The 15,115-nt window shown below is 62.6% G+C and carries 15 protein-coding genes; 7 read left to right on the top strand and 8 right to left on the bottom strand.

The window, feature by feature from the left end; genetic code table 11:
- Positions 1 to 372: 372 nt before the first annotated feature.
- The 5 genes from E7T06_RS12420 to E7T06_RS12400 all read left to right on the top strand — a co-directional run bounded on the left by E7T06_RS12420 (position 373) and on the right by E7T06_RS12400 (position 6,090).
- Positions 373 to 894, top strand: a complete 522-nt coding sequence (locus E7T06_RS12420; protein ID WP_136366099.1) for a DUF4388 domain-containing protein — start codon at positions 373 to 375, stop codon at positions 892 to 894.
- 154 nt (positions 895 to 1,048) lie between these two features.
- Entirely contained in the window at positions 1,049 to 1,843 is a 795-nt protein-coding gene (locus tag E7T06_RS21805) for a hypothetical protein (RefSeq protein ID WP_240741036.1), read from the top strand.
- A 385-nt stretch (positions 1,844 to 2,228) separates the two neighbouring features.
- Positions 2,229 to 2,738: an NUDIX domain-containing protein gene (locus tag E7T06_RS12410; RefSeq protein WP_136366098.1), complete on the top strand. Its 510-nt coding sequence runs from the start codon at positions 2,229 to 2,231 to the stop codon at positions 2,736 to 2,738.
- On the top strand, positions 2,731 to 5,559 hold the full coding sequence (locus E7T06_RS12405) for a valine--tRNA ligase (RefSeq protein WP_240741035.1): 2,829 nt from the start codon (positions 2,731 to 2,733) through the stop codon (positions 5,557 to 5,559). Before E7T06_RS12410 ends, E7T06_RS12405 begins: the two co-directional genes overlap by 8 nt.
- A 69-nt stretch (positions 5,560 to 5,628) precedes the next feature.
- Positions 5,629 to 6,090, top strand: coding sequence for an AAA family ATPase (locus E7T06_RS12400; protein WP_136366097.1), 462 nt, complete (start codon positions 5,629 to 5,631; stop codon positions 6,088 to 6,090).
- Positions 6,091 to 6,200: 110 nt separating this feature from the next.
- Here the strand turns inward: E7T06_RS12400 and E7T06_RS12395 are convergent, their stop codons facing one another.
- Entirely contained in the window at positions 6,201 to 6,737 is a 537-nt protein-coding gene (locus E7T06_RS12395; RefSeq protein ID WP_136366096.1) for a TetR/AcrR family transcriptional regulator, read from the bottom strand.
- Positions 6,738 to 6,905: 168 nt separating this feature from the next.
- Here E7T06_RS12395 and E7T06_RS12390 point away from each other — a divergent pair, with 168 nt between their 5' ends.
- Positions 6,906 to 7,718 carry an SDR family oxidoreductase gene (locus E7T06_RS12390; protein ID WP_136366095.1) on the top strand — a complete coding sequence of 271 codons (813 nt, stop codon included), beginning with the start codon at positions 6,906 to 6,908 and terminating at the stop codon, positions 7,716 to 7,718.
- Between the two features lie 202 nt (positions 7,719 to 7,920).
- Here E7T06_RS12390 and E7T06_RS12385 read toward each other — a convergent pair whose 3' ends face one another.
- The 5 genes from E7T06_RS12385 to E7T06_RS12365 all read right to left on the bottom strand — a co-directional run bounded on the left by E7T06_RS12385 (position 7,921) and on the right by E7T06_RS12365 (position 12,568).
- A complete protein-coding gene (locus E7T06_RS12385) occupies positions 7,921 to 8,538 on the bottom strand; it encodes an HD domain-containing protein (protein ID WP_240741034.1) in 618 nt (205 codons plus the stop codon).
- Positions 8,535 to 9,668 (bottom strand): cysteine desulfurase family protein, encoded by a 1,134-nt coding sequence (locus tag E7T06_RS12380; RefSeq protein ID WP_136366093.1) that lies wholly within the window; start codon positions 9,666 to 9,668, stop codon positions 8,535 to 8,537. Before E7T06_RS12380 ends, E7T06_RS12385 begins: the two co-directional genes overlap by 4 nt.
- Before the next feature lie 24 nt (positions 9,669 to 9,692).
- The gene (locus E7T06_RS12375) at positions 9,693 to 11,435 is read right to left on the bottom strand and encodes a PASTA domain-containing protein (RefSeq protein WP_136366092.1); all 1,743 of its coding nucleotides are present in this window, start codon (positions 11,433 to 11,435) and stop codon (positions 9,693 to 9,695) included.
- Positions 11,436 to 11,612: 177 nt separating this feature from the next.
- Positions 11,613 to 11,909, bottom strand: coding sequence for an AzlD domain-containing protein (locus E7T06_RS12370; RefSeq protein WP_136366091.1), 297 nt, complete (start codon positions 11,907 to 11,909; stop codon positions 11,613 to 11,615).
- Positions 11,906 to 12,568, bottom strand: coding sequence for an AzlC family ABC transporter permease (locus E7T06_RS12365; protein ID WP_136366106.1), 663 nt, complete (start codon positions 12,566 to 12,568; stop codon positions 11,906 to 11,908). The genes E7T06_RS12370 and E7T06_RS12365 overlap by 4 nt, the downstream gene beginning before the upstream one ends.
- A gap of 410 nt (positions 12,569 to 12,978) precedes the next feature.
- Here E7T06_RS12365 and E7T06_RS12360 point away from each other — a divergent pair, with 410 nt between their 5' ends.
- Positions 12,979 to 13,731, top strand: coding sequence for a MerR family transcriptional regulator (locus tag E7T06_RS12360; protein WP_136366090.1), 753 nt, complete (start codon positions 12,979 to 12,981; stop codon positions 13,729 to 13,731).
- A gap of 122 nt (positions 13,732 to 13,853) precedes the next feature.
- Here the strand turns inward: E7T06_RS12360 and E7T06_RS12355 are convergent, their stop codons facing one another.
- A complete protein-coding gene (locus tag E7T06_RS12355) occupies positions 13,854 to 14,549 on the bottom strand; it encodes an amino acid ABC transporter permease (RefSeq protein WP_136366089.1) in 696 nt (231 codons plus the stop codon).
- Positions 14,546 to 14,695: a hypothetical protein gene (locus E7T06_RS21255; protein WP_168733513.1), complete on the bottom strand. Its 150-nt coding sequence runs from the start codon at positions 14,693 to 14,695 to the stop codon at positions 14,546 to 14,548. Before E7T06_RS21255 ends, E7T06_RS12355 begins: the two co-directional genes overlap by 4 nt.
- Positions 14,696 to 15,115: the final 420 nt, after the last annotated feature.

The raw sequence follows: 15,115 nt of genomic DNA, 5'->3' as shown, positions 1-15,115 counted from the left end.
ATCGCTGACCCTCTTCCCCTGGATTAAACATGTTCTGGACTCATTTTAGTTTGGTATTAGACTTGAAAAGCTCCGCAGGAGAGGGGAGGATCCAACAGCTTTTGCACTCCCCTTTAAGGGGGCTGGCTGCGAAGCAGACTGGGTGGTTTACACGCGACTTAAATCTGACTTGGCGAGTGAACCCCCCCGTTGCTGCGCAACGCCCCCCCTTGAGGTGGGGACAAAAGCTGTTGTAGCTCCCATTTAGGCAGGCTGGTTGCTGGACAAACTGGGCGCTTTCTCGGAATCGTCAGTCAAATCTTCCCTCCCCCCCCGTCAGCTCAAGCCGCCCCCTGCCTTTTCAAGTCCCCAGCCCCTAGAATGCGTTTACTCATGGTACGTGGCGATCTGGCTATTTTTCCCCTGTTGTCGGTGATGCAGATGCTGCTGTCTAGTGGCCGGGCAGGCCGCTTTAGCGTCGAGCACCCACGCGGTGGGGCGCTGTGGCTCGATCCCGGCGAGGTTATTCATGCCCAAGCGGGCAACCTGAGCGGCGAGGCAGCCCTGCAAATGCTCGCCAGCCTAGACGGCGGTCAGTTTCAATTCGAGCCGAACCTGATTCCACCCTCCCGCACGCTGGCCCTGCGGCGCGACGCCACCCTCAGGCGCATGCTGGACGACAACGAAGCGTGGATTGTCTTGCTGCGCTCCTTTCCGGATTGGGAAAAGCCAGTGCGCTTTACCGCCCGCTGGAACGACAGCCAACCCGTGACCCGCAACCAATACCGCGCCCTGAGCCTGATCCCTGACGGTGTGGCCCTGCGCACCTTGCTAGACCGCAGCGGCCTTCCCCCTCGCCAAGTGCTGGATACCCTCAAGCCGTTTCTGACGGCAGGCCTGATCGAAGTCGGCTGAACAACAGGTGGGGCAGACGATCCTTGAGCGTTGGCTGCTAGGATGTTCATCCGGTCATGTGGATCACGCCGAACATAAAGATGAGCTTGGTGTGTGGACGCTCTTTCCCACGCATCAACAAGCTCAGGCATGATGGGGAAAGTGGAGGACACGCATGAGCGCGATCACATCTAGACCCGGCACGCACAATTCAGAGCCGCAGACTCAAAAGGAAATCGCGGAGCGCGGGGCAACGGCTGCCGCCGGAGCGCATCCCAGTTGGCAATACCAAGACCGATTCGAATTGTGGGTGGACTGGATGCAGCGCGGTTCGGGCGGCCACTGGCAACCCCACGAACCCGTGCTGCAACGGGCTTTTCGTACCCGCGAAGAAACCTTGTTGCAAGCCGAACGCTTTATTCAGCGCGGCGATTTTCCGATGGGACAGCGCAGCACAGGCGGCACCACCGCCCCCGTAACCCTGATGAAAAACCGACGCGCCGCCCTGCTGCAAGCCTTCCGCGAGGCCGAGGGCGACGGCGTGACCCTGATCCGCGAAGTGGTGTTTCCGATTGGGGAATATGCGCTGGCGGTGAAGGTGACCCGCGAGCGCCTGCCCGACGAAATCCGCACGGCCTTTGAACAAGACGCCAACCCGCTGCGGAGCTTGGTGGGCCAACAGGTCAAGCTGACGGTCATGATTCAGCACCCGTATGACGTGCTGAGCCGCGCTGAAGGCCTGCTGGACATCGGGGACAGGAGCGCCCGCGTAGGCAGCGAAGTGCTGACTTTTCCTGTGGGGGCCGCTGTAACGGGTGTGCCGTACCGCACGGTAACGGTAGCCGTGCCGCGTGGATTCATGAAGAAGCCGCTACTGTACCGCTTCGACATCGCCGATTTACCCAGTGCCGATTTGCCCAATGCCGCGTTGCCGAGTGCTGATTCGTCCTCTGCGCCCGCTGGGGAATAAAGGCACGTCTTTCGCCCCCCTCACGCCGTATACTGAATGTGCAGTGACCGGGAAGAGTATCTGGACGTTCTGATCGGAATGATCGTAGTTGAACTTGGCCCCACAGGAAGCCCCGCCGAGACTGAGAGCCGGGGCGGGTAAGCCACCAGAGAACGTCGCCCGCGAGCATGACGGCAGAACGGCCCGCCCTCATCCGGCATCGCAGGCCCAGTAGAGCCGTCCGGGTGCGCCCGCTATAGCGCAGCAAGAGCGCCCTACATTCAGTAGGGAAGTGCGGTGGTACCACGGGATACAGAGCTTAACGTCTCGTCCGCGTCCGGAAGCAATTCCGGCGGACGAGACGTTTTTTGTTATCTCTGAGGGCCAAAAGGATGGAGGTGAAGCGGTGGTCACATTCTACAATTCCGAAGTTCAATCTTCTGAAGCACAGGCACAGGCCGACGCCCAAGCTTTGGGCCTGCGCGAGAAAGTCCTCTGCTTTGTGCATGACGGCCAAAAGCTGCTGGTCTTCGATCATGTAGATGTATCCGATGCAGGCGTGCAAGTGCCTGCGGGCAGCGTGGAAGTGGGCGAAACCCCAGCGCAAGCCGCCGTGCGTGAACTGTGGGAAGAATCTGGCCTGACGCTCAGCTATCCGCACTTTCTGGCCGCCTACCGCTGGGAAGCCCAGACGCCCGAACGCTTCACCCGCCAAGTCTGCTACGCCTTCGCATTTACCGCCCCTGACGACTTACCCCACAGTTGGATGCAGCACGCAGACGGCCACCGATTCGCCTTCCGCTGGGCCGACTTGAACCGCCCCAAACTGGATTGGGAAATGGACGCCGCCTTACCCCACTTACATTCCTTCCTTGCCGAAACGATCCACTCAAACAGGAGCCTCGCCCATGACTGACCCCACGCTTGCTGAGACCGCCCCCACCGAAACTGCCCCCACCGAGTTGCCCACCGAAACACCCGAAAACACTTCCGCCCTTGCCAAGCAGTTCGACCCCGCCGCCATTGAACCCGCTTGGGCTGGACGCTGGCGCAGCGAACCCTTCCGGGCCGATGCCAACAGCGGGAAGCCCCCCTTCACCATCGTGATTCCGCCGCCCAACGTGACCGGAAACCTGCACTTGGGGCATGCGCTGGACAACACCCTCATTGACACGCTGATCCGCTTCAAGCGCATGCAGGGCTTTGAGGCGCTGTATTTGCCGGGGATGGATCACGCGGGGATTGCGACGCAGGGCGTGGTGGAAAAGCAGTTGCGGGAAGCGGGGCAATCGCGTTTTGATTTGGGGCGCGAGGAGTTCCTGAAGCGGGTGTGGGACTGGAAAGGGCAGTCGGGCGGCGTGATCTTGAGCCAACTGACCCGTTTGGGCGTGAGCGTGGACTGGACACGCGAGCGCTTTACGATGGATGAAGGCCTGAGCCGCGCCGTGCGTGCCCAATTCGTGCGGCTGTATCACGAGGGGTTGGCCTACCGGGGCGAGCGGATTGTGAACTGGGATCCGGCGGCGCAGACCACCCTGAGCGAACTGGAAGTTGACCGCGAGGAACGCAAAGGCAAGATGACCACGCTGGCCTACAAGCTAGAAGACGCCAGCCAGCCCGCCAGCAACGGTGAGATAGGCGAAATCCGCATCGCCACCGTGCGCCCCGAAACGATTTTTGCCGATCAAGCTATTGCCGTACATCCCGACGACGAGCGGTTCAGGCATCTGGTGGGTCAGCAAGCCCGCATTCCCCTTACGGGCCGCCTGATTCCGATCATTGCCGACCACGCCGTAGAAATGGGCTTTGGCGTGGGCGCACTGAAAATCACGCCTGCCCACGACGCCACCGATTTCGAGGTGGGCGAGCGGCACGGTCTCCCCCGCCCCAGCGTCATCGATTTGCAGGGCAACCTGACTTCGGACTTAGTTCCCGAAGCCTTCCGGGGCATGGAACGCTTCGCGGCGAGAAAAGCCGTCACTGCCGCTCTCATAGAAAGCGGCGACCTGATCGAAGAACGCGACCACATCACTGCCATTGGCCTGAGCGAGCGCACCAAGGTTCCGGTGGAGCCGATCATCAGTACGCAGTGGTACGTGAACGTGAAACCGATGGCCGCCAAGGTGCTGGAGGGCTTAGAGCGGGGCGAAATCAAGCTGACGCCGGAGCGCTACGCCAAGGTAAACCGCGACTGGCTGGAGAATATCCGCGACTGGAACATCAGCCGCCAACTGTGGTGGGGCCACCAGATTCCCGCTTGGTACGACGAGGAAGGCAACGTGTACGTGCCTGACGCGGGGAATCCGGAACTGGACTGCGACAAAGACCCCCGCTACGCCCACTTGACCTTGCGCCGCGATCCCGACGTGTTCGACACTTGGTTTTCCTCGAACCTGTGGCCCTTTTCCACGCTGGGCTGGCCCGACACCGACAGCGAAGATTTCCGCAAGTTCTACCCCACGCAGGTGCTGGTCACGGGCTACGACATCCTGTTTTTCTGGGTCACGCGCATGGAGATGGCCGGTTACCACCTGACCGGGCAAGCGCCCTTCAGCACGGTGATGCTGCACGGCCTGTATCTGGACAGCAAGGGCAAGAAGATGTCAAAAACTACGGGTAACGGGATCGACCCGGTGGATTTGTTCGACCAGTACGGCGTGGACGCTTGCCGCTTCGCCTTTGCCAGCCTCAGCACGGGCGGGCAGGACATCAAGCACGATCCGCGCCGTTTCGAGCAGGGGCGCAACTTTGCCAACAAGCTGTGGAACGCGGCCCGCTTTGCGCTGATGCGAATTGGCGAAGCCGCGCTCGCGCTGACGGGTGAAGACGACCTGACCCGCTACGTGCGGAGCGCCACCCCCGAAGCTCAGCAGGATGCCGACCGGCACGGCTCCGACCCGCTGCGCTCCGGCGACGCGCTGACCAAGCTGAAGGCCCGCGCCGACCTGACGCTGGCAGACCGCTGGATCATCAGCCGCCTGAATGCGGTGACAGTCGAAACAGCGGCACACTTGGACGCCTTCGACATCGGCGCGGCCATTCGCACGCTGTACTCGTTTACGTGGGATGAATTCTGCGACTGGTACATTGAGGCCGCCAAGCCCACGCTGAGCAGCGGCAACCTCGGCACACTGGCGACCCTGAAGGCCGTGCTGGAGCATATTTTGAAGCTGCTGCATCCCTTTATGCCTTTCATTACCTCGGAGGTGTACGCCGCGCTGGGCCACCGCCGCCAACTGGCGCTGCACTCGTGGCCCAAGGAAAATGCCGCGCTGCACGACCCCGAAGCCACCCGCGCCTTTGCCGCCCTGCGCGGAGCCGTGAGCGCCGCCCGCAGCCTGAAAGCCGAACTGGGACTGGCCCCGCAAGACCGCCTCGGCATGACGGTGGAGGGCGAGCAGGCCGCGCTGGTCACGCAAAACGCCCGGGTGGTGGAAACGATTGCCCGCGTGACGCTGGTGCCCTCGCTGGAAGGCCGCACCCTGAGCGCCGTGGAGCAAGGCGTGCTGGTTCGCGCCCCGTTGGAAGGCACCGTAGACGTGCAGGACTGGCTGGGCAAGCAGCGCAAACGCCTGACGGAACTTGATAAACAGATCAAGCAGGCGCAGGCCAAGCTGGACAACGCCGGATTCGTGGCCCGCGCCCCCGCCGAAGTGATCGAAGAAGAGCAGCGCCGCGTACAGGACTTCGGTGTGCAGAAAGAAAGACTGGAAGGCGTGCTGGCGCAGTTCTCTTAAGCATTTTCAGTACGGAACACGCCCCCGCGCTGGAAGGTGTCGGGGGTTTGTTTGCTCTAGATTCGCCCTATGACACCCACCCTGTTTCTCCTGTGTGGCCTGCCCGGTGCGGGCAAAACCACGCTGGCAAGGCAACTGGAGCAAGAACATGCGGCCCTGCGCCTGACTCCCGATGAATGGATGATGCCGCTGTTTGGGGCGAGCGACGGCGAGGGCGGAGGCAAACGTGACATCATGGAGGCGTTGCTGTGGGGTATAGCAGCGCGGGCGCTGACACTGGGCCTGAATGTAGTGCTGGATTATGGCCTGTGGGGGCGGGGAGAACGCGAGAACTACCGGGCACGGGCTTGGAGCGTGGGCGCACGGGTCAAATTGCTGGCCCCGCAGGTCACGCGGTCAGAACTGCTGGCCCGTCTGGAGGCCCGCAACCGCGACTTGCCGCCGGGGACATTCCACATTCCTGCCGCCATGCTGGATGAATATCTGCAGATTTTTCAGGCTCCCAGCGCGGAGGAGTTGGCTCTGGAATAAATTCTGACTTACCCCAGCAACCACCCCATCAATCCCGGCAGTAGGCGGTGAACACTGACGCCGCAGACCCCATCAACGTGGGCCTTAAAACCTAAGACTTTCCCCCAACATCACCCAGCTTTGGCAATCAAGCTGACCTGCAACGCAATAATGTGCCGGAGTCCGGTGTCATCTTTGATGTCCGACTTGAAGGCTTTGAGCGACGTGACCAACAACAGAGCCAAGTCGTCTGCGGCAGCGGCGTGACGCCCATGCTTCATTAGAAGGCGGCTCAGGAAGGCCCGAAAATCGTCGTACAACTGGGTCACGCCGCCGAACTTGGTATCGAACAGGTCAGCGGCGTCTGGGTAAGTGCTGGCAAGCTGTCTGCCTCTCAGAATCCACTGCAAGCAGGCGTGGTTCAGTTGGCTTTCCAAATCAGGGAGGGCGTCCAATTCGGCGGCGAGTTGCTGTAAGCCCTGCTCGCTCATCCACCCGATCACCGCTCTGAACAGGTCTTCTTTATTGGGAAAGACCAAGTACAGCGCGGGGCGAGACATGCCCGCCGCCTGCGCCAGATCGCCCATCGTGGTGCGGCTGTAGCCGTAGCGGGCAAAAACCTCATAGGCTTGCTGGATAACAAATTGGCGTTTGGGGTCTGGTGTCATGGGGGATGTGGGCCGTGTTCAGGCGCTCTCCTGACCAGTAAAGCACACTCTTGACAAATTCTGTCACCGCGTCAATACTAACCACACGAACACCCTGACAATTTGATAAAAACTGTCAGAGTGAACAGACTACTGCCCTTCCGCCCTCTCTGTCTCAGGAGACTGACCATGCCTAAAACCATCTTTATTACCGGAGCTTCCACTGGCTTAGGCCGCGCCACCGCCCTGCTCTTTGCCGAACAAGGCTGGAACGTGATTGCCACCATGCGGACTCCCGAAAACGGTGCAGACCTCGCCGCGCACAGCAAGATCACCGTGTTGCCGCTGGACGTAACCAACCCGGAGCAGATTAAGAGCACCGTAGCGCAGGCACTCGCGCAGGCCGATGTGGACGTGGTCTTCAACAACGCGGGTTACGGTTTGGCAGGCCCCCTCGAAGGCATGACCGACGCCCAGATGGTGCGCCAGATCGACACCAACCTGCTGGGCGTGATGCGGGTCACGCAGGCGTTTTTACCTCACCTGCGGGCCAAAGGCTCAGGGCTGATCGTCACGACTACCTCTATTGGCGGCCTCGTCACCTTCCCTATGAACTCGGCCTACCACGCCACCAAGTGGGCGCTGGAAGGCTGGAGCGAAAGCCTCGCCTTTGAACTCAAACGGTTTGGAATCGCCGTGAAAACCGTGTCTCCCGGCGGCATCAGCACCGATTTTGCCAGCCGCTCGCTGGATATGGCGATGCACGAAGCCTACGCTGAAGACATCCAGAAAGTGTGGACGGCGTTCACCGATCCCACACGCGGAACGGGAAGCTCGACTGCCGAACAGATCGCGGCGGTGGTCTGGGAAGCCGTGACCGACGGCAAAGAGCAACTGCGCTATGTGGCGGGCGCGGACGCTCAGGCCCTCTACGCTCAGCGCCTGCAAGTGGGCGACGAAGCCTTCCGCGCAGGCATCCGCCAAACCTTTTTGGGCGACTGACACCAAGACATTGGGCGGGTTCGCCACTGGTGGCCCCCTCACCCCGCTGCGGTGCAGCGCCCCTCTCCCACAAGGGGCGAGGGAATAGAAATCAATACAACGCTCTAGTTGCTGAGTTTTCCCCCATCCCCACTCACCCTCTGCACCGCTACCGACACCGGATTGAAGGCCTCCCGTTTGGGCTTTCCATCCGGTTTTCGTTTTACGCCAGCAACCGTTCTACGAATCCCGGCAGCAGGCGGTAGATGTTGACGCCGCAGACCTGATCGAAGTGAGCTTTGAGGGCCAGCTTTGCCCGCCATTTTTCCGGCGTTCGTCCGTTGACGGTGTAGCGCAGGGCCACATCCAAAATCCGCTCCTGAATGGTGCAAAAGCCGTCTGGGAGCGCCAGCATGTCGCACAGTTGCAGCAAACGGTCTTCTTCCGACAGGGTAACTGCGGCCAACAAGTTTCCCAGCCGGGTCAATTCGTCCGGCGTGCCGTCCCACGCGCCTTGCAGGGTGGCGACATCGGGAATCACGAAGGAATGGGTCAGGGCAATTCGGGCCGCGTCTTCATAGCCCAACGTCGTTAAAAAGTCGTAGCCGTCCAGAATATGACGGTCTTTGTTCGGCCCAGTACGGCGGCCTATGTCGTGCAGCAGGCCCAGCGTGTGCATCCGCTGAGGGTCTAGGGTGGGGTGGTGCTCAGCAATGGAGCGGGCGGCCAGAGCGACATAGCGCGAGTGCGGCACCCACCCGCCGGGGTTCAGGGCTTCGGCGTCCAGCAGCAATTGTTCGGCCACCTCACGGCTGGGCAGCGCAGCACCAAGAAGGGTCAACCCCGGCTCCATGCTGCCGCCTGCGCCAGAGCCTCTGCCGCTAGGTCTACTTCTGCGCCTGTCGTGGCCCGCCCAAAAGAAAAGCGCAGGCTGGCGCGGGCGTCGGGTTCACTCAGGCCGAGGGCGGTCAGCACATGGCTGGGCTGCATAGTTCCGGCGGCGCAGGCACTCCCGGCACTCGCGGCGACGCCCAGCATGTCCAGATTCATCAGCAGGGCTTCTCCATCGGCCCCCGGCACTGTGACCGACACGACTTTGGGGCTGCCTTCGGGCGGATGGTTGACGCGCAGACCGGGAATGGCGGCGACTCGGCTCAGAAACCGTTCGCGCAGGGCCGACAGGTGGGCAAACGTCGCTTCGCGCTCGGCCTCGGCGTGGGTGAGGGCCACACCCGCCGCGTACACGCCCGCCGTGTCCTGCGTGCCGGGGCGCAGGCCGCCTTCTTGCCCGCCGCCCAGCGTAAGTGCGGGCAGCACCGTGCCGCGCCGCACGTACAGGAAACCCACGCCACGCGGCCCGCCCCATTTGTGGGCGCTGATGGTGGCAAAAGTCACGCCCCACGCGGCCACATCCAGCTTCAGCACGCCGGGAGCCTGCACCGCGTCGGTGTGGTACGGCACGCCCCGCGCAGCGGCCACCGCAGCCAGCGCGGGCGTGTCCTGCACGGTGCCAATCTCGTTGTTGGCATGGTGAATACTGACCAACGCGGTATCGGGGCGCAGGGCTTCGGCCAGTTGATCGGGGGTGTAGCGGCCATGCGCGTCGGGGGCCAAGAACGTGACGGCCCAGCCGTGCGCGGCCAACCAGCGGGCGGGGGCCAGCACCGCCGAATGCTCGGTGGGCGTGGTGATCAGGTGGCCGGGGCTGCCGTGCTGTTCCTCCCACGCCCGCGCCATGCCCAGCAACACATGGTTATCGCCTTCTGTACCGCCGCTGTTGGCGATCAGATTGCGGGGATCGGTGTTCAGGGCGGCGGCCACCCGCGCCCGCCCCTCTTCCAGCCGTTCGCGGGCTGCCTGCCCCGCCCCGTGTACGCTGGCCGGGTTGCCGGGAAGCGCCGCTGCCTGCGCGTAGGCCGCCAGAGCCTCCGGGGTCATGGGGTGTGTGGCCGCGTAATCGAGGTAGATCATCTGGGGCTTAGTCTGCGCCAAACCTTACGGCGTAACGGTAGCGTAGTCCTGTCCGTCGCGGCGGATGATGAATACGGTGTCTCCGCGCACTGCCAAGTCAGTTTTGGTCGCGGTGGCTTCGGCCAGTTGCCCGCTGTCGGTGGCCGACAAGATTTCGCGCTCGCCGTCTAGGTCGCGCACCACGATGGTGTAGCTTCCAGCGGGCAAATCGGCGGGAAAGAGGTACTTGAAATTGATGTTACGGGAGGCCGGGGCGTTGGCGTCCGGGGTGGCCGGATCGGTGGCCGGGGTAGCCGGGATGCTGTCGGGTGTGACGGGTTCGGCGTCGGGCGTGGCCGGATCAGGTGTGACTTCCGGCACAGGATCGGGCACGACTTCCGGCGTGGGATCAGGCTGAGCAGGCTCCGGCACAGGCGTTTCGGGCTGCACTTCAGGCTGTACAGGCACGGGCGGCACATAGGGCGGCGGCAGGGGCAAACTGCCTGCGGGCAGGCTAGGGGCGGTATAGCGGGCGGTGGCAACGGTCAGCGTGACCGGGCTGCCCACCGAAACCCGCACATACGGCGCGGGCGTTTGCTCCAGCACGGTATTTTCGGTGCGGTCGCTGGCCTGCTGCGACACTTTGGTGACTACCAATCCGGCGGCGCGGGCGTGTTCGCGGGCCTGCGCGTAGGTCATGCCCGTCAGGTCGGCAATCCACGTTTCTTTGCCCTGCACGCCCGTAGACACCATAATTTGCACGGCCTGCCCGCGCTGCATGGTAGAGCCGGGTTCCGGCAACTGCGCGATAATCCGGCCTTCGGGCGTGTTGGTCAGGCTGCCGTCGACTTTCACGACTTTGCCCAGCACCAACGACAAGTCGCGCAGGGCGGCGCGGGCCTGATCGGGCGTCAGTTCTTCCAACCGGGGCACGGTCAGCGGGGGCGGATTGTTGACCGTCAGGACGACTTGGCGGCCTACCGGCAGGTTGGTTCCGGCGGCGGGGTCTTGGCGAATGACTGCCCCCACTGGCAGGCCCGCACTCTCACCGTCGGTATATTCCACCTGAAATCCGGCTTTGGCGAGGGCCGTCGCCGCTGTTTGGGCATTCTGGCCTGTAACTGCCGAAACCTCACGCACGGGCGGGTTGAGGTACACCTGCGCCGCCTGCGCTCCCAAGTACCCCGCGCCGCCCAAAAACAGCAGGCCGGGAATGAAGGTAAGCCACGCCCCCGGCTGCCGCTTGCGCTTGATTTTGCCGCCCAACAAGGGGGCCAACGTGGTCTGATTCAGCGCAATGACTTCTTCGGGCGTGCGGGTAGGCGGGGCGGGGCGCAGGTAGGCCACACGCGGCTCTAGGCCGTCCAGCACCACATCGGCGTCGCTAAGGGCAAAGCCGTTTTCGGCCAAATTGGCGGTCAGTTCGCGCAGGGCTTCTACCGTTTCTTCCTGCTTTTTGGGCTGGGCCAGCAGGTCGGCTAGCGGCATTCCGGCTACCGGTTGCCACACCGCGTAATACGCTCCGGGCCGCGCCACCACGTCGGTCAGGCCCGCAGGCTGAACTGCCCTCAAGGCCGTGCGGTACGCATGAAACCCTTGCCGATCTGCGGGTGTGGTCACATCGAACCACGCCACGCGCCGCGTTACGCCTTCGCCCGCCCGCACTTCGCTGACTGTGACGTTACCCTCACGAGAAACCTCGCGCACGACCTCATATTTGCCGTCGATGACTACCGGAGACGGCAGCGTCCCGATCTCTGATTGTGTGCGTGGTTCCGGGCCAGTCATGCGGGGAATAGCATAGCGCGGGGAACGGTGAGTGGTAAGTGGGGTGTGGGGAAGACGTGGGAACGTGGGAAGGGCGCAGGTGGGCAGAAAGATCAGGGTGTTCAGTCTTGAACTTTGGCAACAACCCTAGAGATTCATTTCACATCTCCACGATCCACGATCCACGATCCACCGCCCCTACAGTCCCAACAACCGCGCTCCCCAATACGCCGCGAACCCGCCCAAGATTCCGGGGGCCAAACTCCCTGTGCGCCACATCAGCAGGCCGCCCACCACGCAGGCCACGAGGCGGCGCGGCCATTCGGGGCTTCCTAGCACTTCAGGCAATACGAGGGCGGCGAACACGCTGACGGGGACGAATTGCAGGAACGACAGCCAGAACGGGGGCAGATGCAGGCGGCCCAGGCTCAGGCCCAGCCAGCGTACCGGGTAGGTCACGGCCCACATCAGGAAAATAGCGAGCAGCACGCTCATGCTTGGGGTTCCGTGTTTTGGCTGCGGGTGGAGAGCAGCGCCCCCAACAGCGCCCCACCGATTCCGGCCAGCAGAATGACCAAGCCGCCCGGCAGTATGCGCGACAAGCCCCACGCGCCTAAGCCCGAGGCCAATGCCACCAGCACGGTCAGACGGCCTTTAAGGAGCGGCACCAGCAGACCCAAAAACGCAAGCGGAAACACGACAGCCACACCCAACGCCGCCGGATCGGGCAACACCGCACCTGCCAACGCACCCAGCAACGTAGACGCATTCCAGATGAAATACAGGCTCAGTTCCGCGCCCAGCAGGAAGGCGAAGCTGAGGCCACCGGGTTCCTGCGGGCCGCGCACCACCGCCACGCCGTAGGCTTCATCGGTGAGGAATTGGGCGGCCAGCACACGCTGGGGCCGGGTCAGCGGCAGCGTGCGCGAAAGACTGAGGCCGTATAGCACGTGCCGCGCATTGAGCAGAGCAGTGGTGGCGACGATAGCCAGCGCATTGGCTCCGCTGGCAAACAGACCCGCCGCCGCAAATTGGGACGCGCCCGCGAACACGGTGACGCTCATCAGTTGCGTTTCCAGCACGCTGAGGCCCGCCGCCCGCGCCGTGACTGCGTAAGCCACCGCGAAGGGAATCATGCCCAGCCACAGCGGCATCAACGCACGAAAACCGCGCCAGAACGGGGGCCAGAAGGCGGAGAGCGGGGCAGTGGGAGCAGACACGCCTCAGAGATTAACGCCGCAACACGATCTGACCGCTGTGGCATCTGATTTATTTGGTGCTACCCAATTGGACAACACCTTGAAGCTTGAGCAGATCAACCCCCCGTTGCTGACGCAACGCCCCCCCTCAAGGGGAGGACAACTGCTCTAGCTGCGGAGCAGACTGGGGCGTTGGCCCGGAACCCTCAACGCTGGATGCTTGCCGAACTTGGCAGCCTCGAACCAGACAAGATCATCCGCCCTTCCCCACTTGACCCTCACGCGGGGTCAGCCCCTACGCTGTGGTCAGGAGGTGAACAAGCATCAGCCCGCAACAGACTACAGAAACGGATTCAAATTGGACGGTGGGCGAACTGTCCAAACTGGCCCGCGTCAGCATTCGCACGCTGCACCATTACGACGAACTGGGGCTGCTGAGGCCATCGGCCCGCACGGAGGGCAATTACCGCCTGTATTCAGGAACTGATGTAGAGCGCCTGCACCGCATTCTGATGTTCCGGGAACTGGGCTTGCCCCTACAAGAGATTCGCGCCGTGCTGGACGATCCCGACGCCGACGAAGTGCAAACGCTGAAACTTCAGCGCAAGTTGTTGCAGGAGCAGGCCAAACGCAATCAGGCCATGCTGGACGCCCTAGACACCCTATTGGCCGCCGCCGAAGGAGCAAAGACCATGACCGACATGAGCAAAGAAGACCTGAGCAAATTGTTCGACGGCTTCGACCCCGCCGAGTACGAGCAGGAAGCCAAAGACCGCTGGGGCGAAACCGACGCCTACAAGCAGAGTTCCGAGCGCGTGAAACGGTACACCAAGCAGGATTGGGAAGGCATCAAAGCAGAAATGGCCGCCATTACCGCCGCTTACATCGGCCTGATGGACGCCGGGACGCCGCCCGGCTCACCCGAAGCCAGCGCCGTGGTTGCCCGCCACCACGCGCACCAGTGCCGCTGGTACTACGATTCCTCGCCCGAAATGTTCTCCAACGTCAGCGAAATGTGGGTGGGCGACCCCAGATTCACCAAGAATATTGACAAGGCGCGGGCGGGATTGGCGGCCTATCAGTATGCGGCGGTGCAGGCGTGGGCGAAAGAGCAGTGAGTGTGGTGTGTGGATCGTAGAACGTGGGAAAAGCGCAGGTGGGTGTAAACGTCAGGGTCTTTGACTTTGAATATTGGCAACCCACCTAGAGATTCATTTCACATCTCCACGATCCACATCCCCTAAATCACCCGGCGCGACGCCACCGCTTCTCCCCGGCTCACCCGCCGCTCCAGCAACCGAATCAGGCGCGTGAGGATAAAGGTCAGGAGGAAATACACCACCGCCAGCACGGCGTACACCTCGAACTGGCGGTAGGTGACGCCCGTGATGTATTTGCCCTGCGCGAACAGTTCTTGCAGGGTCACGGCGCTCGCTAAGCTGCTGCCCAGAATCAGGCTGATGAATTCGTTGCCGAGGGCGGGCAGGGCCACGCGCCACGCTTGCGGCAGCACCACGAAGCGCAGCGACAGCCCCCGCGAAAGCCCCAAGCTGCGGGCCGCTTCCAGTTGGCCCAGCGGCACACTGTTCAGGCCGCCGCGCACGATTTCGGACGTGTAGGCCGCCGAATACAGGCCCAGCGCCACCACTGCCGCCGGAAAGCCGTCCAGCGTGAGGCCCAGCGCGGGCAGGCCGTAATACACCACCGACAGCAGCACGATCAGCGGAATACCGCGCACCACTTCGACATAAATGTTGCCCAGCACGCCCAAGACCGGAACGCGGAACACGCGCACCACGCCCAACAGCGTGCCCACCACCACCGACACGCCCAGCGCACACAGGCTGACGGCCAGCGTGACCCCCAGCCCAGACAGCAGCAGGCGCGGATAATCTCCGGCAAAAATGGTGCGGAAGCCTTCTAAAACATCGGTCATCCAGTGCCCTTCTTGATGACCAAGCGAAGCGAGTAGATTTGGACGAGCAGTGCGGACTTGAAAAGCTGCAACGCGGAGAATGGAGCCGACGGAGATGGGTTATTCCGGCGGTGTAATTCGGAGAACTGCTCAAGCAGCGCGGCCATCAGATCAGGATACGGGGCAGCGGGCGGGAGAGGGCGGCGGGCGTATAAGCCGTGCTTCAGCCGCTTGCCCCCAACAGGGCCACCCGATAGGCTGCTCAACATGTATTTCAAATCAGCTTCGGCTCACCGCGTGCTGACACCAGACCGCTAAACTATGGGTGTCGGACTGCTGCACGCGGGTCACGCGCCAACACAGCGCCTAGCCCCGTGACCGTTCCTGCACGAAATACGTGCGGTGAGACTGTGTAGTCTGCTCTCCCCTCCAGCCCAAGCCCCTGTTTGCGGGTATGGCCTACAAGGAAGCGTGAAAGTACGTGTTGGTAACAATCTCTTCTGAGCAGAACGAACGGGTTCCATTACTCCCGGCTGCACTGATTGACTGGCTCTACGTCCATTCTTGGACTTAGCGGGTTTTAAACC

Source organism: Deinococcus sp. Arct2-2 (assembly GCF_004801315.1).
Classification (GTDB): Bacteria; Deinococcota; Deinococci; order Deinococcales; family Deinococcaceae; genus Deinococcus.
This window is presented reverse-complemented; position numbering and strand designations above follow the sequence as displayed.